This is a genomic window from Methylotuvimicrobium buryatense 5G, from assembly GCF_000341735.1.
Lineage (GTDB): Bacteria > Pseudomonadota > Gammaproteobacteria > Methylococcales > Methylomonadaceae > Methylotuvimicrobium > Methylotuvimicrobium buryatense.
The window spans coordinates 4629881-4655141 of the sequence record NZ_KB455575.1 but is presented as its reverse complement, the minus strand read 5'-3'; the positions used below and the strand labels follow the sequence as shown (position 1 = coordinate 4655141).

At 49.7% G+C, this 25261-nt stretch carries 19 protein-coding genes; 12 read left to right on the top strand and 7 right to left on the bottom strand.

All coding sequences use genetic code 11. From position 1 onward, the window contains the following. Positions 1-35 precede the first annotated feature (35 nt). From hemJ to soxX, 4 genes are read left to right on the top strand one after another with little or no spacing between them, the layout of a single operon-like run. Positions 36-461 carry a protoporphyrinogen oxidase HemJ gene (hemJ, locus tag METBU_RS0121040; RefSeq protein ID WP_017842495.1) on the top strand — a complete coding sequence of 142 codons (426 nt, stop codon included), beginning with the start codon at positions 36-38 and terminating at the stop codon, positions 459-461. Between the two features lie 54 nt (positions 462-515). Next, a complete protein-coding gene (thiD, locus tag METBU_RS0121035) occupies positions 516-1307 on the top strand; it encodes a bifunctional hydroxymethylpyrimidine kinase/phosphomethylpyrimidine kinase (RefSeq protein ID WP_017842494.1) in 792 nt (263 codons plus the stop codon). Further along, complete coding sequence (thiE, locus tag METBU_RS0121030) at positions 1304-1930, top strand: thiamine phosphate synthase (protein WP_017842493.1); 627 nt, start codon at positions 1304-1306, stop codon at positions 1928-1930. The genes thiD and thiE overlap by 4 nt, the downstream gene beginning before the upstream one ends. Continuing rightward, positions 1927-2289, top strand: a complete 363-nt coding sequence (gene soxX / locus METBU_RS0121025) for a sulfur oxidation c-type cytochrome SoxX (RefSeq protein ID WP_017842492.1) — start codon at positions 1927-1929, stop codon at positions 2287-2289. Before thiE ends, soxX begins: the two co-directional genes overlap by 4 nt. Before the next feature lie 34 nt (positions 2290-2323). Here the strand turns inward: soxX and METBU_RS0121020 are convergent, their stop codons facing one another. The 4 genes from METBU_RS0121020 to orn all read right to left on the bottom strand — a co-directional run bounded on the left by METBU_RS0121020 (position 2324) and on the right by orn (position 9810). Next, positions 2324-6475 carry an EAL domain-containing protein gene (locus METBU_RS0121020; RefSeq protein ID WP_017842491.1) on the bottom strand — a complete coding sequence of 1384 codons (4152 nt, stop codon included), beginning with the start codon at positions 6473-6475 and terminating at the stop codon, positions 2324-2326. Between the two features lie 287 nt (positions 6476-6762). Next, positions 6763-7572, bottom strand: coding sequence for an ABC transporter substrate-binding protein (locus METBU_RS0121015; RefSeq protein ID WP_026130366.1), 810 nt, complete (start codon positions 7570-7572; stop codon positions 6763-6765). 400 nt (positions 7573-7972) lie between these two features. Further along, a complete protein-coding gene (gene serS / locus METBU_RS0121005; protein ID WP_017842488.1) occupies positions 7973-9247 on the bottom strand; it encodes a serine--tRNA ligase in 1275 nt (424 codons plus the stop codon). A gap of 17 nt (positions 9248-9264) precedes the next feature. Then, positions 9265-9810 (bottom strand): oligoribonuclease, encoded by a 546-nt coding sequence (gene orn / locus METBU_RS0121000; protein ID WP_014147513.1) that lies wholly within the window; start codon positions 9808-9810, stop codon positions 9265-9267. An 86-nt stretch (positions 9811-9896) separates the two neighbouring features. Between orn and METBU_RS0120995 the strand changes: the two genes are divergently transcribed. From METBU_RS0120995 to METBU_RS0120975, 5 genes are all read left to right on the top strand, one after another. Continuing rightward, positions 9897-11150, top strand: coding sequence for a M48 family metallopeptidase (locus METBU_RS0120995; protein ID WP_017842487.1), 1254 nt, complete (start codon positions 9897-9899; stop codon positions 11148-11150). Next, complete coding sequence (gene rsgA / locus METBU_RS0120990) at positions 11147-12031, top strand: ribosome small subunit-dependent GTPase A (protein ID WP_017842486.1); 885 nt, start codon at positions 11147-11149, stop codon at positions 12029-12031. The genes METBU_RS0120995 and rsgA overlap by 4 nt, the downstream gene beginning before the upstream one ends. 519 nt (positions 12032-12550) lie before the next feature. Further along, positions 12551-13150: a DUF502 domain-containing protein gene (locus METBU_RS0120985; RefSeq protein ID WP_017842485.1), complete on the top strand. Its 600-nt coding sequence runs from the start codon at positions 12551-12553 to the stop codon at positions 13148-13150. Between the two features lie 7 nt (positions 13151-13157). Further along, a complete protein-coding gene (locus METBU_RS0120980) occupies positions 13158-14819 on the top strand; it encodes a multicopper oxidase domain-containing protein (RefSeq protein ID WP_017842484.1) in 1662 nt (553 codons plus the stop codon). Then, on the top strand, positions 14816-15532 hold the full coding sequence (locus METBU_RS0120975) for a cupredoxin domain-containing protein (protein WP_017842479.1): 717 nt from the start codon (positions 14816-14818) through the stop codon (positions 15530-15532). The genes METBU_RS0120980 and METBU_RS0120975 overlap by 4 nt, the downstream gene beginning before the upstream one ends. A 722-nt stretch (positions 15533-16254) precedes the next feature. Here the strand turns inward: METBU_RS0120975 and METBU_RS24895 are convergent. Continuing rightward, positions 16255-18348: a GGDEF/EAL domain-containing response regulator gene (locus METBU_RS24895; protein ID WP_017842483.1), complete on the bottom strand. Its 2094-nt coding sequence runs from the start codon at positions 18346-18348 to the stop codon at positions 16255-16257. A gap of 296 nt (positions 18349-18644) precedes the next feature. Next, complete coding sequence (locus METBU_RS0120960) at positions 18645-19514, bottom strand: HDOD domain-containing protein (RefSeq protein WP_017842482.1); 870 nt, start codon at positions 19512-19514, stop codon at positions 18645-18647. A gap of 479 nt (positions 19515-19993) precedes the next feature. On the opposite strand from METBU_RS0120960, the gene gcvT reads away from it, so the two are divergent. From gcvT to METBU_RS29110, 3 genes are all read left to right on the top strand, one after another. Next, positions 19994-21118, top strand: coding sequence for a glycine cleavage system aminomethyltransferase GcvT (gcvT, locus tag METBU_RS0120955; RefSeq protein WP_017842481.1), 1125 nt, complete (start codon positions 19994-19996; stop codon positions 21116-21118). 2 nt (positions 21119-21120) lie between these two features. After that, a complete protein-coding gene (gene gcvP, locus METBU_RS0120950; protein ID WP_017842480.1) occupies positions 21121-24015 on the top strand; it encodes an aminomethyl-transferring glycine dehydrogenase in 2895 nt (964 codons plus the stop codon). 448 nt (positions 24016-24463) lie between these two features. Then, a complete protein-coding gene (locus tag METBU_RS29110; protein ID WP_017842477.1) occupies positions 24464-24592 on the top strand; it encodes a hypothetical protein in 129 nt (42 codons plus the stop codon). Between the two features lie 166 nt (positions 24593-24758). On the opposite strand, the gene METBU_RS24890 is transcribed toward METBU_RS29110, so the two are convergent. Then, positions 24759-25261 (bottom strand): EAL domain-containing protein (locus METBU_RS24890; protein ID WP_040575371.1); only part of this gene is annotated, 503 nt, incomplete at its 5' end.

Below are 25261 nucleotides of genomic sequence, written 5' to 3'. Positions count from 1 at the left end.
GCTCTCCTCATCGCACACAACTAAAAGGTTAATTTATGCTCTGGTTAAAAGCCTTACATCTGATCTTCATGGTTACCTGGTTCGCGGGTTTATTCTATTTGCCGCGTCTGTTCGTTTATCACGCGATGAGTAGCGACGACATCAGCAACGAACGTTTTAAAATTATGGAACGAAAACTATTTTTCGGCATCATGACGCCGGGTATGATCGTCACGTTTATCTTCGGCATCTGGATGCTGGCCGATTATGCTTGGGCGCTTTACGGACAAAGTGGCTGGCTACATGCCAAATTGGCCTTGCTGTTGTTACTGCTGGTCTATCATGTTTTCTGCGGCATTTGGCTATTCGACTTCAAACACGACCGCAACCGCCGCTCCCATGTTTATTACCGCTGGATGAACGAAGTGCCGGTGCTATTTTTAGTCGGCATCGTGATACTGGCCGTCGTTAAACCGTTTTGATCTACGATAGGCATATTCCGCGCCATTTTTTCATGCCAGCCAAGTAATTATTCCATGACCACTACACATCCTACCGTTCTTTGCTTTTCCGGCCACGATCCCAGCGGCGGAGCCGGCATTCAAGCCGATATCGAAACCTTGATCAGCCACCGCTGCCATCCCGCCAGCGTCATAACGGCATTGACCGAGCAAGACACCAGCAATGTCAAAAAACTCATTCCGCAAAAACCCGGCGACATCGTAGACCAAGCCAATACCCTATTGGCTGACTTATCGATACAAGCCATCAAAATCGGCCTGATCGGTCATCATGAAACCGCCAAGGCCATTCACACGATTCTTGAGCAACATCCCAACATTCCGGTCGTTCTCGATCCGGTTCTGGCGGCCGGCGGCGGCACCGAACTAGCCGGCGAGCAGTTGATAGACGCGATCAACGACCTGTTATTGCCGTGCACAACCGTACTGACGCCCAATAGCATCGAAGCACGCAAACTGAGCGGCCGACAAGATCTCAATGACGCCGCGTTGAGTTTATTAGATAAAGGTTGCCAATATGTATTGGTCACCGGCACGCACGAACACAGCGATACCGTGTGCAACCGACTGTATCATGACGGCGCGCTACTCGAGTCGTTTCATTGGGAACGTCTGCCGCACAGTTATCATGGTTCCGGCTGCACACTGGCATCCGCCATTGCCGCAATGATCGCCCATGGACTCGCGCCATTTTCAGCGGTCAACGAAGCTCAAGACTATACGTGGAACGCTCTGGAGAATGCTTATCGGCCCGGAAAAGGCCAGCACAACCCGAATCGACTTTTTTGGATGGAAAACGACGCATGAACATGCCTAAACGCGGGCTTTACGCGATTACTCAAACCGATGACAAAACAGTTGAAACCATCATTGAAGAAGTTGCCGCCGCGATACGCGGAGGCGCGGTGATGGTGCAATACCGAGACAAAAATCCTTCCGACACCTTGAAACTCGCCAAGGCGCTACTCGAAACTTGTCATTCGGCCAATGTACCCTTGATCGTCAATGACGATATCGAGCTGGCTGCAACGATCGGCGCGGACGGCGTTCATCTCGGTAAGGATGATGAAGATATTGTCATAGCCAGACATCGCCTTGGAGTCAATGCCATCGTCGGCATTTCTTGTTACGACAGTATCGAGCGCGCCCTGGAAGCCGAAAAGTTAGGCGCCAGTTACGCAGCATTCGGACGCTTTTTTGCTTCCGACACCAAACCGCTAGCCTCACCGGCAAAACTGGAAACACTGCAACTTGCCAAGCAAAAATTGACGATCCCTATCGTCGCGATCGGCGGCATCCTACCTGAAAACGGCAATCTACTGATCGATGCCGGTGCCGATTTACTGGCCGTGGTCGGAGGCCTGTATGGCCGAGATACTGAGCAATCGGCAAAAATGTATAAATCATTATTCGAGCGCTCAAACCCATGAACAAATCGCAGCCTTTGCTTGGTTTCGGACAATATGCTGTGCTTGTGCCCTTACTAATAACGGCCTGCGCCGCAAATACCGACCCAATACGACAACAAGGCAAACAATTAGCTTTCGACCGAGACAAAGGCAATTGCCTTGCCTGCCATGCCATCGAAGACGGCGAATCGCCCGGCAATATCGGTCCGCAGCTAAGCGACCTGAGCGCCCGTTTCAAAACCCCGCAACAATTAAAGCAACAAATCCGGGATGCGAGCGTTTTCAACCCGGAAACCAGCATGCCGCCATACGGACGCAATAAAATACTGACCGACGAAGAGCTCGATCATGTAGTCGACTATTTATGGTCGCTCGAATAATTATAATTCGCGCGATAGGCTGAGGATTAAATCCTTACTTGATCTTGTCACAAACTCTTTTGCCCATCGCGAACTGTTTGAACTCGTCCTCGGGCAACGGCCTACTGTAATAATAACCTTGCGCGTAAGCACATGGACGGGTCTTGAGAAATTCGGCCTGCCCTTCGTCTTCGACACCTTCGGCGATGACTTCGAGCCGGAAATTATTAGCGATATCGAGAATCGACTCGACCAGCGACGCGTCACTCGAATCAACCAGTATGTCCCTTATAAAAGTCCGGTCGATTTTGATAATATCGACCGGCAGTTTCTTCAAATAACTGAGCGATGAAAAACCGGTACCGAAATCATCCAATGCGATTTTAATGCCCTGAGACCTCAGTTTTTGCAATTGCCGAATATAATGTTCCTTGTGGCTCATCATCAAGCTTTCGGTTATTTCAACAACGAAATTACTCGCACCGACACCGCTCTGGTTGATCATATCCAGCCATTTATCGACACAACTGCCGTTTACAAATTGTAGCGACGAAAAATTGACTGCAATCGATAAGTCAGTTCCCAATTCGCTATTCAAACCGGCAATAAAATGACAAGCCTTGGCTAACACGAACTCGCCAATCTGCCCGATAAGATTCAAACTTTCGGCAACCGGAATAAACTCATCCGGCGAAATAAACCCTCTCACCGGATGTTGCCAGCGGATTAAAGCCTCTGCGCCGCATAAATTCTGGCTTTGCAAATCGACGACCGGTTGATAATAAACGATAAAACGTTCGAATTTAACCGCGTTTTTAATATCGTTGACGATACGATGCTGACGCTGCGCCTTCTCATGCATTTCTTGGGTAAAAAATCGATAGGCGTTGCGCCCCTCCGCCTTGGCCGAATACATCGCATTATCGGCATTTTTAAGCAATGTTTCGGCCTCTCGGCCATCATTCGGATAAATCGTGATGCCGACACTGGCCGTAATATTGAGCTCATGGTCGTCCGCCTGAATCGGCATTTGAATAGCTTCGAGTATTTTTTCGGTCGGGGCGATCATATCGGTTTCCGACTCCAAGTCGGGGACCAGCACCGTAAATTCATCCCCGCCAAACCTGGCAAAGGTATCGGACTCCCTGAAGACATGCGCCATGCGTGCAGCAACTTCCTGCAACACGCGATCGCCAAGCGAATGCCCAAGCGCATCATTGATATCCTTAAAGCCGTCAAGATCGATAAACATAAGACCGAATAGCTTTCGTTCACGTTGCGCTTTAGTAATAGCCTGCTGTAATCGATCATAAAACAAGTTACGATTAGGCAATTGGGTGAGCGCATCGAAATTAGCCTGCTGATGAATCAATTGCTGAGCGCGCAACGAGTCGCCGATATCCGAAAAAATACCGACATATTTCGAAACGCCTCCTTCCGCTTCTTTCAATGCGCTGATCGACAGCCATTCCGGGTAAACCTCGCCACTCTTACGTTTGTTCCAGATCTCACCCTGCCAACTTCCCGATTCCTCAAGAGTATGCCAAAGATTTCGGTAAAACGACTTCGTCTGCTTACCGGAATTGAGTATTTTCGGGTCTTTTCCCAACACTTCGTTCTTACTGTAGCCCGTAATTTCAGTGAATGCCGGATTGACTGAAATAATCCGGTTATTTTCGTCGGTAATCACGATGGCTTCATTAGCGGCATCGAACACACTGGCCGATAGACGAATTTGCTGTTCGGCTAAATATTGCGAAGTAACATCCTCGATGGTCAACACGACTCCTGTCACTTCATTACCGGCTAAGCTCCGGTAGGGATAAAGCGTGAGATCATAATGCAGCCCCTGTTTTTCTTTCTTTATCAAGACGCTCTGTTGTGTCTGTATCGCTTGCTGCACCGGGCCGACTAGATTTTCACAACCGAATATTATTTCCAACGATTCGATTGTGAGCTTACCGTTTGCCACCGAACTAAGCTGAAGAAAACGCTGACCGACTTCGTTATAGCGCGAGATCCGCATCCGACTATCGATCACGATCACGGCCATTTCGATGCTTTCCAGTATATTTCTCAAATCGTCGTTTAACTGCCCTAACTCCTTCGTTTTAACGGTCAATTCATCGTTCACCAAGGTTAATTCCTCGTTGATCGATTGCAACTCCTCGTTAGACGTTTCCAACTCTTCATTGGTCGACTGAAGTTCTTCGTTGGTTGCCTGCGCTTCTTCATGCATGATTTGCCATTCGCCGACCGAGTTATCCAACGCTTCGGTCACGGTTCGCAAAGTCTCGCGAGTCGTTTGCAGCTCATGCTCCAATTCGGTAATACATAGCGCCGCCTCACGATCAGGGGTGCTAATATTGGAGTGTTCGGCAACGGGCTCGAATGAAATCAGCAATAAGCTATCGTTAGCCAGCTGATGGTAAACCGGCGTAACCGAAATCCGATAATGATAATTCTTGCCTTCGGAAACCAAGGTCAATGGCGGACTCTTGACAGGTTTATTATTGGATAACGCCTGATGACAGAATGCTCTCAGTTCGGTTTTGAACACCGGATCGATGATCGAAAATAAATTAAAATCCGCCTTACCTTGCCGAATTTTAATAAAATCGTCGCAGTGATTATAAAACTCGAGAACGCGCCCCTCTCGCGTAGAAAGAATACTGGGCGGCACATATGTTTCAAATAGCTTATCCTGACCCACTATCCTGTGGGCCGGGAAAATCGGATTGCTGCTGCTGCCGCCGTCATTTTCCGTCAATGCGAAATCGATCATTTTTTTGGCATTTAAATCGGGACGAATGACGAGGGTACTGTTTTTTACGAATAACTTATTATTACGGTCGAGCCGAGTGAAAGCATCGTTAAGTTTCCATAGCGATTCGGCCTGCCCGAGAAACAGAATTCCGTTATTCAGCAATGAATAATGAAAATTCTTGAGCACCTGTTCCTGCAGCGTCTGGTTTAGATAAATCAAAAGATTGCGACAGCTGATTAAATCCAGGCGAATAAATGGCGGATTCTTGATTAAATCCTGACGCGAAAAAATAACTAAATCCCGCAGACTCCGATTGATACTAAAACCTTGCTCCAGCGGCAAAAAATACTTTTCGCGAAATTCTCGGCTTAAACCCTGTAAGGCGATTTCGTTATACTCGCCTCTCCGGGCGATTCGTATCGCATTGGCGTTGATATCGGTGCCGTAAATTTGCACCCGATAGCGGGAAATTGCGGCACCGAGCTCTTCCATTAACAACATCGCAATCGAATAAGCCTCCTCGCCGGTCGCGCAGCCGGGAACCCAAATACGGATTTCATCGCCCGGCGACTTAGCGTTGACAATCGTTTTGAGTGCATCTCTCAATGCCTCGAATGACTGTTCGTCTCGAAAAAACGACGTTACGCAAACCAAGAAGCTGTAAGCCAAACGCGACAGCTCTTCTGTGTTCTCCAAACAAAACCGGACATACTCATCGAAGTCTTCGATTTGCAAAATAGCCATTCGACGATGGATTTGCCGGTTGATCGTACTGCTTTTGTAATTCACGAAATCCATTCCGGTCGTACTCAAGATGCGGTCGATCAACAAGTTGACCGCATCCGGCGTACCTTGCACAGGATTGTTTCCTAGGTTCTTTTCGAAATTACGCGCTATCGCGGCTAACTTTCCGGCAGCCTCCGCCGGCTCAACAACCAAATCGACATCGGAGCAATCGATCGCGGCCTTCGGCATACTGCTGAATTTAGCCGACTCCGGGAGCTGAGCCATCGTAATGCCGCCCGCCGCTTTGACGGCTTTCAAGCCATTCGCGCCGTCGCTACCGGCTCCTGAAAAAACAAGGGCTATTGCCTTCTCTTGGCATGACTCAGCAAGACTCTTGAAAAAATAATCGATTGAAGCCTTAGGAACTTGATTAGAAGGGGGGTGGCTTAATTTGAAATGGTTGTTGTCGATTGCAATATCGAAATCGTGAGGCGCGACATAAATGGTATTGGCCTGTAATCGGGCGCCGTTTTTAGCTTCGTTAACCGGCAGAGTCGTTTCTTTGCGTAATAATTCGGCCAACAAGCTAGGCTGATCGGCCGAGCTATGCTGCACCACAATAAAACTCATCCCGGTATCCGGCGATAAATGCGATACGAAAGGAAGCAAAGCCTCCAATCCGCCCGCAGATGCGCCAATGCCAACAACAATCATGCTTGAACCGTCATAGTAATAAAACCACAAAGATTAGCATATTTAACGATTCTTTATGAGTAATCGCATAAAATGCAATCGACTACTCAAAAAAGCGGTACTCACTAAACACGGGACCGTTTAAGGTTAATCCGTTCGTGGTGAGCCCTTCGGCTGCGCTCAGGAGAGCCCCGTCGAACCCATGGGCGAATTAACCATCCACCCTTCGACAAGCTCAAGGCGAACGGTTAATCCTTAGTGCTTTTGTCCCGCCTTAAGTGGGAAGCCAAAAATGCTTATCTGATTCATCACCGCACATTAACGGCATCCGGATAAAACAATTGCTGCCCCGACCGTTTGAAGCCGGCTATCAATGATTGCCCTTGCTTGCCGGTGAGGAATGCAATGTATTGCCTAGCCAGTTCGTATTGAGCGGTGGGATAGCGTTTGGGGTTGACGGCAATGAGGTGATAAGGATTGAATAACGTCGGATCATTATCGAAAACGATGCCGATTTCGACCTTATCTTGATAGGAAATGAATGTGCCTCGGTCGGTCAAGGCGTAGGCCCGTTTTTGATCGGCCATTTGCAATACGGCGCCCATGCCTTGTCCGGTCGATATATACCAAGATCCTTGAGGTTCGATTTCTACCTCACGCCAAATTTGCTTCTCCTTCAAATGCGTGCCGGACTCATCGCCACGAGAAATAAATACCGACCGGCTCCGGGCTATTCTTTCAAAAGCTTCATTGACCGATCCGGAAGCGCTGACTCGAGCCGGATCGGCATCGGGACCGACGATAACATAATCGTTATACATCACAGGACTACGATCGACACCATAGCCGGCATTAACAAAGGCTATTTCCGCTTCGGGCGCATGCACTAGCATCAAATCGACATCGCCGTTTTCACCCAACTTCAGGGCTTTTCCGGTTCCGACCGCAATCACATGCACCTTGACGCCGTACCGTTTTTCGAATACGGGGTTCAAAACCGCCAACAAACCCGAATGTTCTGTGCTGGTAGTCGTAGACATCCGAAGAATCGGTTCGGCATGAAGATGGCCAGCTATCAGTAAAAAACTGAGTATGAATAATAGTTTGATCATTCTCATGGCTTTTACTGAGTCGATCCAAAGAAAAAGGGGCGGGTTGAATATCTTCTGTGGGAGCGACACCTACGTCGCGACGTCGAAGCTATTGATACTTGGCAGCCGATGATTTTTATCGAAGCCTTGGCGTTTTCGGCTTCGATACCATTTGTTGGTTATCCAAGCTTCCGGGCTTCGACAATCGCGATCTGGGGATCGCTCCCACGGCTTATACCGGACCCCTCGAATCGCTCTAAATAAAACCTTGGCAATTCAGTGAGTTAATTTTAGCGATATTCTTAGCTTGATGCGTATGGGATAAACGTCTTAGGCTTCTCCAGTCGCGACGAAGACGCCGCTCCCACAAAGGACTCCAAGAGCCGCCCATTCACCATTCACTACTAACTGCTTACCGCTCACCAGCTTACTCAATGACATCAATGCCGCCGAGATAAGGCCGTAGCACCTCCGGCACATGAATCCTGCCTTGCTCATCCTGATAATTTTCGATCACTGCTATCAAGGTTCTGCCGGCAGCTAACCCGGAACCGTTCAGCGTATGAACCAATTCCGGTTTGCCGGTTTCGGGATTGCGCCAACGTGCCTGCAAGCGCCTTGCCTGAAAATCTTTGAAATTGCTGCATGACGAAATCTCCCGATAGACACCCTGCCCCGGCAACCATACTTCCAAGTCATAGGTTTTCGCCGATGAAAAACCGGTATCGCCGGCACACAACAAAACTTTACGATACGGCAATTTAAGTTTTTTCAGAATCGTTTCGGCATGCCCGGTCAATTCTTCATGAGCAGCCTCGGATTCTTCAGGCTTAACGATCTGCACCAATTCGACCTTCTCGAATTGGTGCTGTCGAATCATGCCTTTGACGTCTTTGCCGTAAGCACCCGCTTCACTTCGAAAACACGGCGTATGACAAACGAATCTCAAGGGCATATTCTTAGCGTCGACGATTTCGTCGCGCACGATATTGGTAACCGGCACTTCAGCGGTCGGGATCAAATAATACGGCGGCTCGCTTCCGACTTTGAATAAATCCTGCTCGAATTTCGGTAACTGTCCGGTACCGCGCAAACTCTGCGCATTGACCAGAAACGGTACATAAGCTTCGGTATAACCATGTTCGCTGACATGCGTATCGAGCATGAATTGAATCAGCGCCCGCTGCAAGCGCGCCAGCGGTCCTTGCAACACTACGAAGCGGGCGCTGGCAATCTTCGCGCCCAGTTCGAAGTCCATGCCGCCGACTTTCGCGCCCAATTCGACATGATCCTTCGCTTCGAAATCGAATCGCGTCGGCTCGCCCCATCGGCTAATTTCGACGTTACTTTCCTCGTCGCGACCGTCCGGCACCGAATCGTCCAAAATATTCGGAATCCCTTCCATCAATTCGGTCATTTTGGACTGGATTTCGCTGAGTTCGGTTTCCGCCGCTTTCAACTGGTCGCCTAAATGCTGGACCTGATCGAGCAAAGGCTGAATATCTTCGCCATTGGCTTTGGCCTTGCCGATCGACTTCGACCGGCTGTTACGTTCGTTTTGCAGGTCCTGCGTTTTGACTTGTATCGCCTTACGCTTGGCCTCCAATTCGGAATAATAAGCCGCATTGAATTCGAACGCACGGCGCTTCAGTTGCTGTTGAACAAAATCGAGATCGGATCTAAATAAACGAGGGTCTAACATTTGGATTTTTTTTACCTTTAATATCTGATGAAATGTTTCCGATAGTAACGGAGTTCTTCGATCGATTCGACAATGTCGTCTAAGGCACGGTGCGCTTCTTTCTTGACGAAACCGTCCTTGACCGTAGGCGCCCACCTGGCTGCAAGTTCTTTCAGGGTCGAAACATCGAGATTACGATAATGGAAATAAGCTTCGAGTTTTTTCATCGAACGATACATAAAGCGCCGATCCTGGCCGATACTGTTACCGCACATAGGCGATACGCCTTCGGGAACCCATAGCTTTAAAAACTCCAAAGTTTGATATTCGGCTTCGGCTTCATCGACGGTCGATGTTTGCACCCGCTCGAGTAGACCTGATTGACCATGATGCGTTTGATTCCATTCGTCCATTTTGGCCAGTACTTGTTCATCTTGATAAATCGCCAACACCGGGCCTTTTGCTAGAATTTCAAGGTCTTTATCGGTAACGATTGTGGCAATCTCGATAATCGCATCGTTATCCGGATCGAGACCGGTCATTTCGAGATCGATCCAAATCAGACGAGATGACACTTGCTCCATTTTAATTCCCTGTATGATTAAAGTTGCGCGAAATTATAGCATTGGCTACTCTGTATGCCTACTTCTCAACCTTGACGCTTTATATAATGAATACTTTTACCGTTATCTTCCTTTTTGCGCTGATTGTTTCCTATTCGATTCAGTTTTGGCTGTCCATGCGGCAATCGGATTATGTTATGAAACACCGCGACGCGGTACCCGATGCTTTCAAGGATAAAGTCTCGCTCGAAGCCCATCAGAAAGCTGCCGACTATACGATAGATAAAGGCAAACTCGGCAGGATTGACAGCTTGATAGGCTTGGTATTCCTACTATTGATTACGCTGGGCGGCGGTATCGAATATGCGTTCAATCTATGGTCCGGATTCGAATTGTCGCCAATACTTACCGGTTTGGGCGCGGTCGCAACCATCATATTATTCATGACTTTAGTGGAAGTTCCGACACATGTTTATCAAACCTTCGTAATCGAAGAGAAATACGGTTTCAATAAAAGTACCCCGCAACAATTCATCAAAGATCAATTGCTACAGCTGGGTTTGATGCTGGCGATCGGCTTACCGATTTTGGCCTTGATCCTTTGGGTCATGGACAGCATCGGCTCGCTATGGTGGCTTTGGGCCTGGGCCATTCTCATCAGTTTTTCATTATTGATGAGTTGGTTGTTTCCGACCGTGATCGCCCCGTTATTCAATAAATTCACACCGATGGAAGAAGGATCGCTGAAGCAGCGCATACAAGGCTTGCTGGCCCGTTGCGGCTTCAACAGCCAAGGCATCTTCATCATGGACGGTTCGAAACGCTCCGGACACGGCAATGCTTATTTCACAGGTCTTGGCAACAACAAGCGCATTGTGTTCTTCGATACACTAGTCAATTCTCTCGAGGAAGAAGAACTTGAAGCGGTGTTGGCACACGAACTGGGGCATTTTAAATGTAAGCATGTCATTAAAATGTTGATCGCCAGTTCGATCATGAGTCTAATCAGCCTGGCCATTCTCGGGTGGTTGATCGACAAGCCTTGGTTTTTCAGTGGGTTGGGCGTTTCAGAAGCGTCGAACGCAGCCGCTTTACTACTGTTTACGTTGGTTTCACCGGTTTTCACGCCGTTTATGCAACCGATCAGCGCTTATTTTCAGCGTAAATTCGAATTCGAAGCCGACGATTTCGCCGCCGCGAACGCTCGCGCCGATAAGATGATCAGCGGCCTGGTCAAGCTCTACGAAGAGAATGCCAGCACGTTGACGCCTGACCCATTATATTCGGCCTTCCATTACAGCCATCCGCCCGCGGCCATTCGCATCGCGAATCTGGAAACCAAGCTTGCGGCAAACGGATGAATCCGCTTCAGGAAGGACTCGTCATTGCGCATTTAGGTCAAGGTATTGCCGTCGAGAGCGGCGGTAAAACCATACTTTGCCAACCGAAACGGAAACTCGAAACCGTGACGGTCGGCGACAACGTTTTATGGCAACTCTCGGCGCCCGATCAAGGCAGTATCGAAGAGATTCTGCCACGGCGCTCGCTATTGACGCGTCCTTCTCGGAACGACAAAGTCCGACCGGTCGCAGCGAATATCGATACCGTTTTCGTGGTCTTTGCTCCCGAACCTTATTGCGATTTTTTACTGATCGATCAATATTTGGCCATTTGCGAAAATCGCAATATCGATGCAGCCTTGGTCTATAACAAAACCGACCTGAATCCTCAGTCCGCCTTAATCGACGAACTGGCTATCTACGAAAATCTGGGGTATTCGATTTTCCGCGTTAGCGCCACACATCGACACGGATTGGATCAGCTTAAACTCGCATTGGCACACCAAACCGGCATTCTGACCGGCCAATCCGGCGTCGGCAAATCGTCATTGACCAATGCGCTGATTCCCGACAAGGATCTGAAAACCAATACCATCAGCGCCACCACGAAACACGGCCGGCACACAACGACCGCTGCGACGCTTTATCATCTTCCGTCCGGAGGCAATTTGATCGACAGTCCCGGCGTCGCCATTTTCGGACTCGACGGACTCTCCGAAGCGCAATTGGCTTACGGTTACCGCGAATTTCAACCGTTAATCGACCACTGCCGTTTCAAGAATTGCCGGCATGTCAACGACAAGGACTGTGCGGTTAGAGCAGCGGCCGAACAAGGAAATATTCCAATGTCACGCTACCAGCGTTTTTTAAAGCTCCGGGACAAAATGCCTCGCGCTTCTTGAAGCTTCAATCAAAACGAAAACCCTCGACGCTGTCCAGAATCAATCCAATATCAGTATAATATCCCGCAGAGAGGATGCCGAAAATAGCGTCAAGTCGGACGTATCCACTCCGCACCTAAATTCCATAGCCCTTTAGTTATGATTAACTGTCTTGGATAATTTAGGTGCGGAGTTCAAGACTTCCCGTTAAGGAACGAGCATGAAATAACTTAGACAACTGTTGGAAGGGGGTTTGGTGGCTCGATTGACAGGTGTCGGCGGCAGGGATAGCCGTCGTCAAGCCTACATGGACGTATTCACGGCGTCCTGTCAAGCGAGTCACCAAACCACCACAGAGCCTACTACTTGTATAAGTTATTTTGTGCATATTCCTAAGCAAGTAACCGTATCCCACAATCCGCATAGTTACGGGAAGTCATTGTTGACTATTTCTAGGGTATAACTTACAGGATACCCACTTCAAATATACAAACGATACCCCCTAACGACCACTATAAAAAAAACGAGGAGACCATCATCATGAGAAACTTACGAACCTTTGCGGACTACGTACTGATTGGCGTCATCGGCTTCGTTCCTATCGCCATTATTCTGCAAATTGTATTTTACGTTCAAAGCCTACTGATCAATTTCATATTGCTTATCCATGGCCGTTATGAAAACCCATTCGTGACCTTTACCTTATTCGCTTCGGCGCTTGCGATACTCGGTTATTTCGGCTACTTACTCAAGCAGGAAAAAGCGCATTTACTGTATTACCTGGAAAAAATGATTTTACGCATTCCTTTTATCGGTACCGTTTACCGGGTCACGCAAAAACTCTTTAAATTATTTCTGACCAAAGAAGACGCACAGGTTCGCGCGGTCGTTTATGTCGAGTATCCCAAGGAAGGCATGTGGGTGCCCGCCTATGTCACAAACCGCATCGGCGACAACTATGTCTTATATGTCCCGACTTCGCCGAATCCGACTTCGGGCTTTACCGTGATCGTCCATAAATCGAAAGTCGTCAATTCGAAAATGGATATCGAGGCGGTATCGAGCTTTATTATCAGTGTCGGCGTCGACTACGCAAAACCCGAGGAAGTCGAGGCACTCACCCACACCAGCGCACCATAAGCCCACTATGCATCGACATCTTTTCGTTTTATTAAGTCTTCTGATCGGAGCTCAGCCGGCATTTGCCTGGCTGACACCGCCTGCCATGCAGGAGCCTGCGGGTATCGAGCCGCCTGCGACAGTACCGTATCGCCTTGATGAAACCAGCGGCATCGAAAAACCCTGTTCGAACGAACATACCGAATGGCGCGAGGCGCAAACAATCGATGGTGTAGAAATCGCCGCATCGCCCTTGTGCGAACCGGACAATCCCTACGATATCGCGGTATCGGTCAAAGGCACCAATAACGTCTCGATGCATACCTTGATGCAAACTCATTTCGCGCAGGATGCCTTGATTAAAACCGACGATCTCGACGGCGACGGCGACCCTGACGTGATCCGCATTAAACTGGAAGTGACCGAACTCAACGGTCCGAGCCCCGACGGCGAATTCTTGATCAACACCTTCCCTATCGCACCGGGCATCGAACCGGGAATTTGGGTTTACTCACCCAAAATGGTCGGCATGGGCGTCAAGCATTTCAATTCGCTCGTGGCCAATCCGATTCTGCGAGCACCTTCCCCGGTGATTCGGGTCGAGCAAGGCGATAAAGTTTACATCACCTTAGAAAATACGCATTATCTGCCGCATACGATCCATCTGCACGGCGTCGATCATCCCTGGCTGAATTCCGAAGGCAAGGATAATGACGGCGTCGAAGAACATCCTGTGATGCCCGGCCAGAGCCACACTTACGAAATCCAAACCCGCCATGCCGGCACGATGATTTATCACTGCCATGTGCAAACCGCGCAACACATGATGATGGGCTTGACCGGCATGATCATCGTCGAGGAAAACCGGCCCAACAATTGGCTGCAAACCTTCAATATCGGCGCAGGTCATGTGCGTTACCCTTCGGTTGCGGTCAAGGAAAAATTCAGCCGAGAATACGACCTGGTCTATCAATCGATCGACAAGCGGCTCGCGAAAATCGTCCAGGACGCGAATGACCCGAGGCTGATCGCGCAACGCATGAACCGCGAATACAACATGACCGAGTCGTTCGAAAATTATTTCTTGCTGAACGGCCGCTCGTTTCCTTACACGCTTCGTGACGGCATCATCGTCGCCGACGAGAACGAACATATCAAGCTCAATCTAGTCAATGCGCAACGCTCGGCCGCGGCGATTCATTTTCACGGACACAAGGCGACGATCCTGGCTTATGACGGCGTCAACGCGCCGGAAGGTGCGCAAATCACCCGGGACGTATTCGACATTGCTCCGGCACAACGACTCGATCTCGATCTATACACCAAAAACGACGGCCTGCACAGCTACGGACCCGGCTTGTGGATGTTTCACGACCATGTTGTGACCGGCACGACCACCGACGGCATGGAACCGGGCGGTAATATGTCCATTCTGGCTTACCGGCATTTGCTCGACGATCAAGGCATGCCGCACATGCATGACGAAATGTTCGACCAGGTTTTCACTAAAAATTATTACGAGAAAAAACTCCCGGTCTGGGGCAGCGGGGAATATGCCGACGCACTCGGCGAAGCCGGCATGCTCGCGCCGGATTATCTACGCATCGCCGGCTTCGGTCTCGCTGTAGGTTTATTGCTCGGCGTTATTATTTTTATTGTCGTTGCGCTCAACAGGAAACTCTCACAATGACCCGACAAAATTTCACCTGCCGGATCCAGAATCTATCAGGCGCGTCGTTATGCTTGCTATTGTTAGCGGCGGCCAACCCCAGCGCGGCAATGATGAAACACGGCAATATGATGATGGATGAAACCGGCATGATCATGAATGCCAATGCCGACAATTTGCCGCGCGACTGTAAGGAAGTTTCCGAGGATGTCGATATCGTGATCCGCGCCGGCCATAAACATGCGCAAAAATTTCCCGGCAAGATGTTTGCGTTCGACCGGCAAGAATGGAACGTTAAACCTTGCAGCCGAATCAACATCACCTTCATCAACGACGACCAAATCCGTCATCAAATGATGATTCACGGCCTACCCGGTTATTTATACCCTGACGGCATGGTGCATTTAGAACTGTACGGCCAAGGCGAATTAAAAGCCTCGCTGATCGTTCCGTCGCGGCCTAAAACCTATTTGGTGCACTGCGAAATACCGCAGCACATGGAAAAAGGCATGAAGGCGCAATTGAAGGTGGACGACGGGGACGGCGACCTGCCGAGCATTCCCGGCATCAGCGAACCGGTTACACCGGATGTATACCCGGTAGCATGGAGCCAAACGACCTGGATTGCCTTGATCGTTTCGCTGACTATGGGATTGGCCGCACCGATTATTGGAGGCTTTTGGTTAAACAAACGCTTACAAGCAAAGAAGCTATCTGCTGAGGATAGCGCTTGAATCTATACCTTAATTTAGCAGGCAATAGAGGTGCTTAGAAACGAGCATGAAATATACCTTTCGTACTTCAAAATTCGGCAGGTGACTAAGGAGGCACCGGGGGGCTCGACAAAGGCTTTGCCAGCATGGAGCTGGCTAGGGCCTACATGCACGTATTCACGGCGTCCTGTCAAGCGAGTCACCAAACCGCCCAGGGCAAACGCATTAAAACACTATAGAAAATCAATTAGTTAAAATATTCCTTTTTTCTTGGTTAACTATAAGATTTAGTTTATTTGAAACCTAAATAAGGCTTTGTGTCGCTATCGCGACGCTTATGTGTAGTCGGTTCGCGGACCGACAACCGCGATACTTTTCTTTGCTTGTCCAAAGAAAAGTATCCAAAAGAAAAGACACCCGGAGGCCGCTGCATCCTGCGCGCTGACGATTTTGCCGAGGGTTTTCGGAAGGGCTATCCTTAGCCCTCCGAAAACGAGCGGCATCCCTGCCGCTCCCCTAACGGGCTATTCTCGGCAAAATCGCCAGTGCTCGGCGCGGCCTAACGGGGCCCAGGGAGGGGCACCATAAGTTAAACCGAATTGACTAAGCGTTCTAAGCAACAGGATAACATATTGATATGTTGATTGTTTTAATGTGGTTGCCCTGCCAAACCGCCACAAAGCCTACTGCTTGTATAAGTTATTTTGTGCATATTCCTTAAACTATTAACGCGAACATAGACTCTATGCAGCCAGCAGTAACTGCTTGAATTCGTCGGCCGTGCCAGGCGGACTAAAATAGTATCCTTGATAATTCGGGCACCCCAACGATTTGAGCAATTCGAGTTGATCCTTAGTTTCAACCCCTTCGGCCACAACATCCAACCCCATATGCCGCGCCATCGCAATGATCGTATCGACAATCGACGCATCATCTTTTTCGGTACACATATCCTGAATGAAAGTGCGGTCGATTTTCAAAACATTCACCGGCAAACGTTTGATATAGCGTAACGACGAATATCCGGTACCGAAATCGTCGATCGAGAAACGAATACCTAAATCATGTAGATCCCGCATAATTTCTATGGCCTTGTCCAAATCGTAAATCACGATATTTTCGGTAATTTCCATTTCCAGGCAATGTGCCGGCACCCCGGTTTTTTTCACGACTCGTTCTATACCGGCGGTAAAATCGGCATCCCTGAATTGGCGCGGACTAATATTGATGCAAAGATGGTAATCGTCTTTCCAAATACCTTCGGCGACCCATTGAGCCAATTGGTAACAGGCAGTTTCGAATACCCATTGGCCGACAATCGAAATCAACGCGCTGCTTTCCAATACCGAAATAAATTCATCGGGAGCGATAATTCCCAGTTCGGGATGATTCCAACGAATCAGCACTTCAGCACCGCTGACCCGTCCATTGTCGATATTGACTTGCGCTTGATAATAAAGCCGAAACTGGCGCTCCTCGATCGCTTTGCGCAATGCCACTTCCAGCTTTAATTGCCGACTCACCGCATCGCTCATTCCCTGCTTGTAAAAAGCGATGCCGTTGCGGCCTTGCGCTTTAGCATGATACATAGCGGTATCGGCATGTTGAATCAATTCGTGCGAACCGCCTTCGAGTAACGGAAATAATGCAATACCGATGCTCGCGGTCACTTGAATCCTGTGGCTTTCGGCATGAATAATCTTAGCGATATCCTGGCGGGATTTTTCGGCGATTTCCCCCGCTTTTTCAGCCGCCTTTGCTTTGTCGATAGGCAAACCGCTCAAAATGATAATGAACTCATCGCCACCCAATCTAGCCACGACATCATCGCGGCGAACATTGGCTTTTAATGCCAATGCAATCTGCATTAATACCGAATCACCGGCAAGATGGCCCAGGGTATCGTTGATTTTTTTAAAATGATCCAGATCGATAAACAAAACCGCGCCTGTTTCATTATGCCGCAGTGCCCTTGCAATTTCTCGCTCGAGTTCATTATGCAATTGCGTTCGATTGATTAAGCCGGTCAATGAATCGTGATAAGCCAAAAACTCGATTTTTTCCTGAACTCTTTTATATTCGCTGATATCGCGAATGATCGTGGAAAAAAAGGCAACACCGCCAAATTCTGCAAAATGCGAGATCAAAACCTGAGATACCGGAATCGTATCCTTACTTCGCGTCAACAATTCGGTTTCACCGCACCATTGCCCTTTGCGAATTGCGTTGGGAATCGCTTCGGAACGAATGATTTTCGCGTATTCAACCGGGTAAAAGTCGGTCAAGCGTAACTCGGACAAATTTTGGTCTTGACTAAACCCCAATAGCTTTCTGCCCGCGACATTCATGTATTGCGCAAAACCGTCGGCATCGAAAATAGCCACCATATCGGGCGTCGCCTCCAATATCGACATTAGACGCTGCTGCATATCGGTCGCTTGTCTTTTCTCAAGATAGTGCAACCAATCGCGCATGACTCGACTGATCACATGGGTTATATCCGCTAACGTACTTTCGGTTTTAACCAAGTAATCCCAAGCACCGGCATTCATCGAATGTATCGCCGGCGTAGCATCGCCCGGCCCGGTCAAAATCACGACCGGACAATCCAAAAAACCGACGTTGCCGGAGAGCAAATCGGTCGCTAATCCATCGGGCAGAAAAAAATCGATCAAAATCAGATCGGGATGTTTTTCATGAAGGCTCTCGCGCGCTTCTTGCAAATTTTCAGCAATCGTTAAATGGTAAGCCGACTCATTTTCCAACGTATTCTTGATAAGCTCGACATAAACATGATTATCCTCGACCAATAGTATATTGAGTTCCTGTTTATCCATAACCTGTTACCTATTTTTGGAATACTTGTCGATGATCAATGACAACACTACCTTTCCAGCAACCCCCAATTTGAGAGTAAAAAAGGGCGTAGAGCATGCTTGGCGAGGATGTCTGCGGCGGGACAGATTTTTGCTCCTGCAAAATCTGCATTCACGCCATTCTTGGCGTTTAGCCGCCTTCAAGCCCCCACAGACGGGCTCACGGCGTTCCTTGACAGGCATGTTCCAATCACTAAACTCCGAGAGCAAGTTCAAACAGGGAATTGCTGCTAACTTTCCGGTATTTGACATTACGATCAGGTACCTGAGCACATCATTGTTTGAACTTCCTTGCTTTGTTCCTGTACCGCCTCGACAGTCTCGAGCAACTTATTTATGCTCAAGCCCGTCAATTCGAGAGCCTGCGGGTCGAAACCCAAGTCTTCGATTTCAGTTTTACTCGAATCAACCGGCAAGGATCCATGGCGGTTCGATAAAACATTCGCGATATGCACCATACCTGCCTCAATCGCAAATGCTTCCGCTTGATTGGGTTGATGATGAAAAGCGACGCTTCGGCATAGAATTTCGGGTAATTTCCAAGCTCTAGCCAAGGCGCCGCCGACTTGGGCATGATCAAACGACAATAAACGCTGCTCCGCCTCTTCGATACGGCAACCGGTCATTTTCGACTCATCTAACACCGCTCGAGCCAATTCGGGCAATTGGTAATACAAAACGATTTTTCCGACATCATGCAATAAACCGGAGGTGAAGAGCGTTTCACAATTAGCATGATGACTCTGTTTGGCAATAGCTCGAGCCATTAAACCGCATTCGACACTATGCCGCCAAAACTCCTGAAAATCGATCAATGGATTGCCTAAACGCTTGAGAACCGTCGTGGCAGAGGTCGCCAGTATCAGATTACTTAAATCGTCCTCGCCGATAATGGATATAGCTTGATCTACTCTGTCGATCTTTCGTGGCAACGCGTAATAGGATGAATTAACGATGCGTAATATCCTCATCGTCAAAGCAGGATCCTGAGAAACCAAATGCTCGATGTCGTGTCGACTATGGTCCGGATCGGCCATTACCAAGTTTATCTTTCGGCATATCTCAGGCAGCGTGACTAAATTGATCACGCCGCTGACTAATTTTTCGGGTGTATATTTTTCAGCCACTCAATTCATCCCGCTATCTCATTACCTTAAAAGCTTTTAATAAAAATAGACCTTTATAGCATTTACTTGCAATAATTTCCGACAGTTTTCTTATAGGTATACTGCTACCATAAACTTTTATATACCCTTTGCTGGTCAAATTTCGGCGCAGGGGGGCGTCAAAGGACGCCGTGAAACGTCCATGTAGGCTCTGTGACAGCATCCCTGCTGTCAAAGCCTTTGCCGAACACCCCGGCGCCTCCATGCGTCAATGCCGAAATTTGAAGTGCGATGGGTATACTAAACTCAGCAATGCGTTTTATTTAGGTTTATGTCCATTTATTTTAAGGAGCAGTCTACAGTAAGGCCATTGATTTCTCAGATAACCTTATTGACGGGCACTTCGGATGCCGAATTTCAATTCGAGCAAAGGACATGACGCGAACGACACCGCTCGTTGAAAACCGGATTTTGTCATACATGCAAGGCGGCGTTAAACTATGGCCTCCTACTCTACCGTCTCTTTACCGACCGTGACCACAATCCATAAAACCGCACTCTACGAGCTACACATCGAATTAGGTGCCAAAATGGTTCCGTTCGCTGATTACCAAATGCCTTTGCAGTATAGCAAAGGGATCATTCACGAACATTTGCATTGCCGGAATCAGGCTTCGCTATTCGATATCTCGCACATGGGTCAATGTTCGCTTAAGGGTTCTAGCGCCGCCATCGGCCTGGAAAAACTGACGCCGGCCATCATCTCCCGCCTCGGTTCCGGCCGGCAGCAATATACCGTGCTGACGAATTCGGACGGCGGCATTATCGACGACATCGTCGTAACTCGACTCGGCCAGGAATTGACGATCGTCGTCAATGCCGCCTGCAAGGAAAAAGATTTTAAACATTTGCGCAAACAACTGTCGAACGACTGTCAATTACAAGAACTGTCCGAGCATGCCCTCTTGGCCCTGCAAGGCCCCTCCTCCTCGCACGTCTTACAACAGGTTGCGCCGGAAGCCTGCCGCTTGCAATTCATGCAAGCCTGCCGTACCGAAATAGACGACATACCCTGCATGATCAGTCGTAGCGGCTATACCGGCGAAGACGGCTTCGAAATTTCGTTGCCGAATCGATTCGCCGAAAAGATGGCTCGAATTCTGTTGAATTTTCCTGAAGTCGAGCCGGCCGGCTTAGGCGCCAGGGACACCCTGAGGCTAGAAGCCGGGCTCAGTCTTTACGGTCATGAGCTCGATGAAAAAACCACACCGATCGAAGCCGGGCTTTCCTGGTTGATCAAAAATACCCATCAGAGCTATCCGGGAGCCGGCACGCTGCTGAATCAAATGCAAAACGGCACCGAAATACAACGCGTCGGCTTGCTCGTCGAAGCCAAAATGCCGGTTCGAGAAAACGCGCCTGTCTTCGACAACGAAGATAAATTAGTCGGCCGCGTGACTAGCGGCAGTTTTTCACCTAGTTTGGGCAGACCGATCGCGCTAGCCTTGATTGATACTGAAGCGGCCGTCATCGGTGCAACGCTGTTTACACGGGTCCGTAATAATCTGATCAAACTCACCGTCTGCGACCTGCCTTTCGTCCCCCACCGTTATCACCGGAGTTAGTCATGTCCTCATCCGCCCCAGCTTTGAGTCAATTGGAAATGCGCGGCAGCTTCATCAACCGCCATATCGGTTCGAATCCCGATGAACTCGAAGAAATGCTCGAAATCTTAGGTCTGGATGAACTCGAAGACTTGATCAAGGCCGCGGTACCAAAGGATATCGTCGACCTCGAACCGTTAAGCTTGACCGAAACGATCAGCGAAAGAGCGGTCATCGAACATCTACGCAAAATCAAAGAACGCAATAAAGTCTTCATCTCATTAATCGGCATGGGCTATTACGACACTTCGATGCCGGCCGCAATCAAACGCAACGTCCTCGAAAATCCGGGCTGGTATACCGCTTACACGCCTTACCAAGCCGAAGTCAGCCAAGGACGTCTCGAAGCTTTGCTGAATTTTCAGCAAATGGTGATCGATTTGACCGGTATGGAATTGGCCAACGCCTCCTTACTCGACGAGGCGACCGCTGCGGCCGAAGCCATGAGTATGTCCAAGCGCCTGTCCGGCAGTTCATCGAACACTTTTTTCGCGGACCGAGACTGCCATCCGCAAACGCTCGCAGTCCTCAAAACTCGCGCTGGATCGATGGGCTTTGAGTTCGTCGTCGGCGATGTCTTCAACGACCTGGATAAACAAACCTGCTTTGGCGTACTTGTGCAATACCCTGGGTCAACCGGAGAAATCCGAGACCTGACGCCTATCGTCGACAGCGCACACAAGCAATCGGCCTTGGTCACAGTTGCTTGCGACCTGCTCAGTCTGGTGCTGCTCAAACCGCCCGGTCACTTCGGAGCCGACATTGCGGTCGGTAATTCGCAACGCTTCGGCGTACCAATGGGCTACGGCGGACCGCATGCCGCATTCTTTGCCACGCGCGACGAATTCAAACGCTCGGTGCCGGGGCGAATCATCGGCGTATCGAAAGACCGGCACGGCCAATTCGCGCTGCGCATGGCGCTGCAAACCCGCGAACAACACATTCGCCGCGACAAGGCAACCAGCAACATTTGCACGGCCCAGGTATTACCAGCCGTGCTGGCTGGGTTCTATGCCGTTTATCACGGCCCCGCCGGCCTGCGCATGATTGCCGGCCGCGTGCACCGTTACACCCGAATTCTCGCCGAAGGATTGATACTGCTCGGCTTTACCATCGAAACCCGCTGCTATTTCGACACGTTGCTGATCAAGACACCGAACCGTGCAAAACGCATCGTCACCAACGCCCAGGAAGCCGGTATCAATCTTAGATTCATCGACGGCAACACGATAGGCCTGTCGCTCGATGAAACGACCTCGCGCCAAACCATTCGCAGCCTATGGCGGGTTTTTGCCGCGCAACCGGCCGACCTGCCGCAAATCAATGCCTTGGACGCACAACTTGACGACTGCATACCGAACGCATTACTCCGTAGCGATGCGATCCTGCAACATCCGGTATTCAGCAACTATCACAGCGAAACCGAAATGATGCGCTACATGCGCCGCCTGGCCCGGCGCGATATCGCGCTGGACCGCTCGATGATTCCGCTCGGCTCGTGCACGATGAAACTGAATGCCGCTACCGAAATGCAAACGATTTCTTATCACGAAATCAATGCCCTTCATCCATTCGCGCCGCTATCGCAAACCCACGGTTACCAGCAATTATTCGACGAACTGGAAGCGATGCTCTGCGATCTGACCGGCTTCGATGCGATCTCGCTACAGCCGAATGCCGGCTCGCAAGGCGAATACACGGGGCTTTTAGTCATTCGCAAATACCATCAAGTCAACGGTCAAGAGCAGCGCAACATTTGTTTGATTCCGGCCTCCGCGCACGGCACGAATCCTGCCAGCGCGGTGATGGCCGGGCTAGACGTGGTCGTGCTCGCCTGCGACGACGACGGAAATGTCAGCGTCGACGATCTGCGCAAAAAAACCGAACAGTATCGTGACACGTTGGCCGCGTTGATGATCACCTACCCGTCGACGCACGGCGTGTTCGAGGAAGCCTTTCGCGAAATCTGCGCGATTGTGCATGACGCCGGCGGTCAGGTTTATCTGGACGGCGCCAATTTCAACGCACTCGCAGGCATTTGCCGCCCGGGAAAAATCGGCGCCGATGTCGCGCATTTGAACCTACACAAGACCTTCGCGATTCCGCACGGCGGCGGCGGACCGGGTGTCGGACCGATCGGCGTCGGCGCGCATCTAGCGCCTTATCTGCCGGATCATCCTGTCGTCAAGGGCGTCAACCCGTATAAAAACGAACACGGCACAGTCGGTTCGGTGTCGGCCGCGCCTTGGGGGTCGGCGAGTATCTTGTCGATCTCGTGGGCCTATATCGCAATGATGGGCGCGACCGGTTTAAAAAAAGCGACGCTGACCGCCATTCTGAATGCGAACTACATCGCCCATCGCCTGGCGCCGCATTATCCGATTTTGTACACCGGCAAGAACGGTTTCGTCGCGCATGAATGCATCATCGATTGCCGAGCCTTCAAAAAAACGTGCAACGTCACGGTCGAGGATATCGCCAAGCGCTTGATCGACTATGGCTTCCACGCACCGACCGTGGCCTTCCCGGTCGCCGACACACTGATGATCGAGCCGACCGAAAGCGAATCGAAACGCGAAATCGACCGCTTTTGCGACGCACTGATTGCTATCCGGCAAGAAATCGCCGATATCGAAAGCGGCTCGGCCGATCCTGAAAACAATCTGCTGCATAACGCGCCGCATACGCATCGCTTGCTATTAGACGATTGGCAGTTGCCTTATTCCAAACAACAAGCCTTTTTCCCCGACAATCATCAACACGACGACAAATATTGGCCGCCGGTCGGACGCATCGATAATGTTTACGGCGACAGGCATTTGGTATGCACCTGCCCACCCGTTTCGGAGTATCAATAGCTTCGTGAGTTATAGAGGCGGTGAAACAGGGCAAACGCATCAAAACACTATGGAAAATCAAATAGTTAAAATATTCCTTTTTTCCTGGTTAACTATAAGATTTAGTTTGAAACCTAAATAAGGCTTTGTGTCGCTATCGCGACGCTTATGTGTAGTCGGTTCGCGGACCGACAACCGCGATACTTTTCTTTGCTTGTCCAAAGAAAAGTATCCAAAAGAAAAGACACCCGGAGGCCGCTGCATCCTGCGCGCTGACGATTTTGCCGAGGGTTTTCGGAAGGGCTATCCCTAGCCCTCCGAAAACGAGCGGCATCCCTGCCGCTCCCCTAACGGGCTATTCTCCGCAAAATCGCCAGTGCTCGGCGCGGCCTAACGGGGCCCAGGGAGGGGATGCCATAAGTTAAGCCGAATTGACTAAGCGTTCTAAGAAACAGGATAACATATTGATATGTTGATTATTTTAATGCGTTTGCCCTGGATTCCGAAGAGGGTGCGTTTGCTCGACCGACAGGCGTCGGCGGCAGGGCAGATTTTTGCTCCTGCAAAATCTGCATTCATGCCATCCATGGCAATCTGATAGCCGCCGTCGATCCTACATGGACGTATTCACCCAGCACCTAAATTCCATAATCCATTGGCTATGGTTAGCTCTTGGATAATTTAGGTGCTGGGTTCACGGCGTCCTGTCGGGCGATTGCTGGGCTTTCATGAACGTTAAATTAGGAATTGCTCGATCTTTGCGTCTAAACCGCCCGAGGACTATTCAAAAAAACCGGAACGGCTTCCGCCGGCATCGGCTTGGCAAACAAAAAGCCTTGCATTATATCGGCTTCTCTATGCAGCAGATAATCTCGCTGCGCCTCGGTTTCAACGCCTTCGGCAACCACCTCGATACCGAGCGCATGAGCCAGCGCAATCGTTGCCGAACAAATAGCCGCATCGTTCGGATCGGTTTCGATGTCTTTGACAAAGGTACGATCCAATTTCAAGCGTTGAATCGGCAATAATTTCAAATAAGACAACGATGAATAGCCGGTTCCAAAATCATCGATGGCGAGTTCCACGCCGATGTTTCGCAAAGCATTGAAAATCTCGATCGCAACTTCAGGATTCAGCATCGCCGCAGATTCGGTGATTTCCAATTCCAAATCGCCCCCCGCCAGCTCGTTTGCCCGTAAAACGCTCGCAACCCGCTCGACCAAATGCGCTTGCCGCAATTGCTGTACCGATAGATTCACCGCAATAC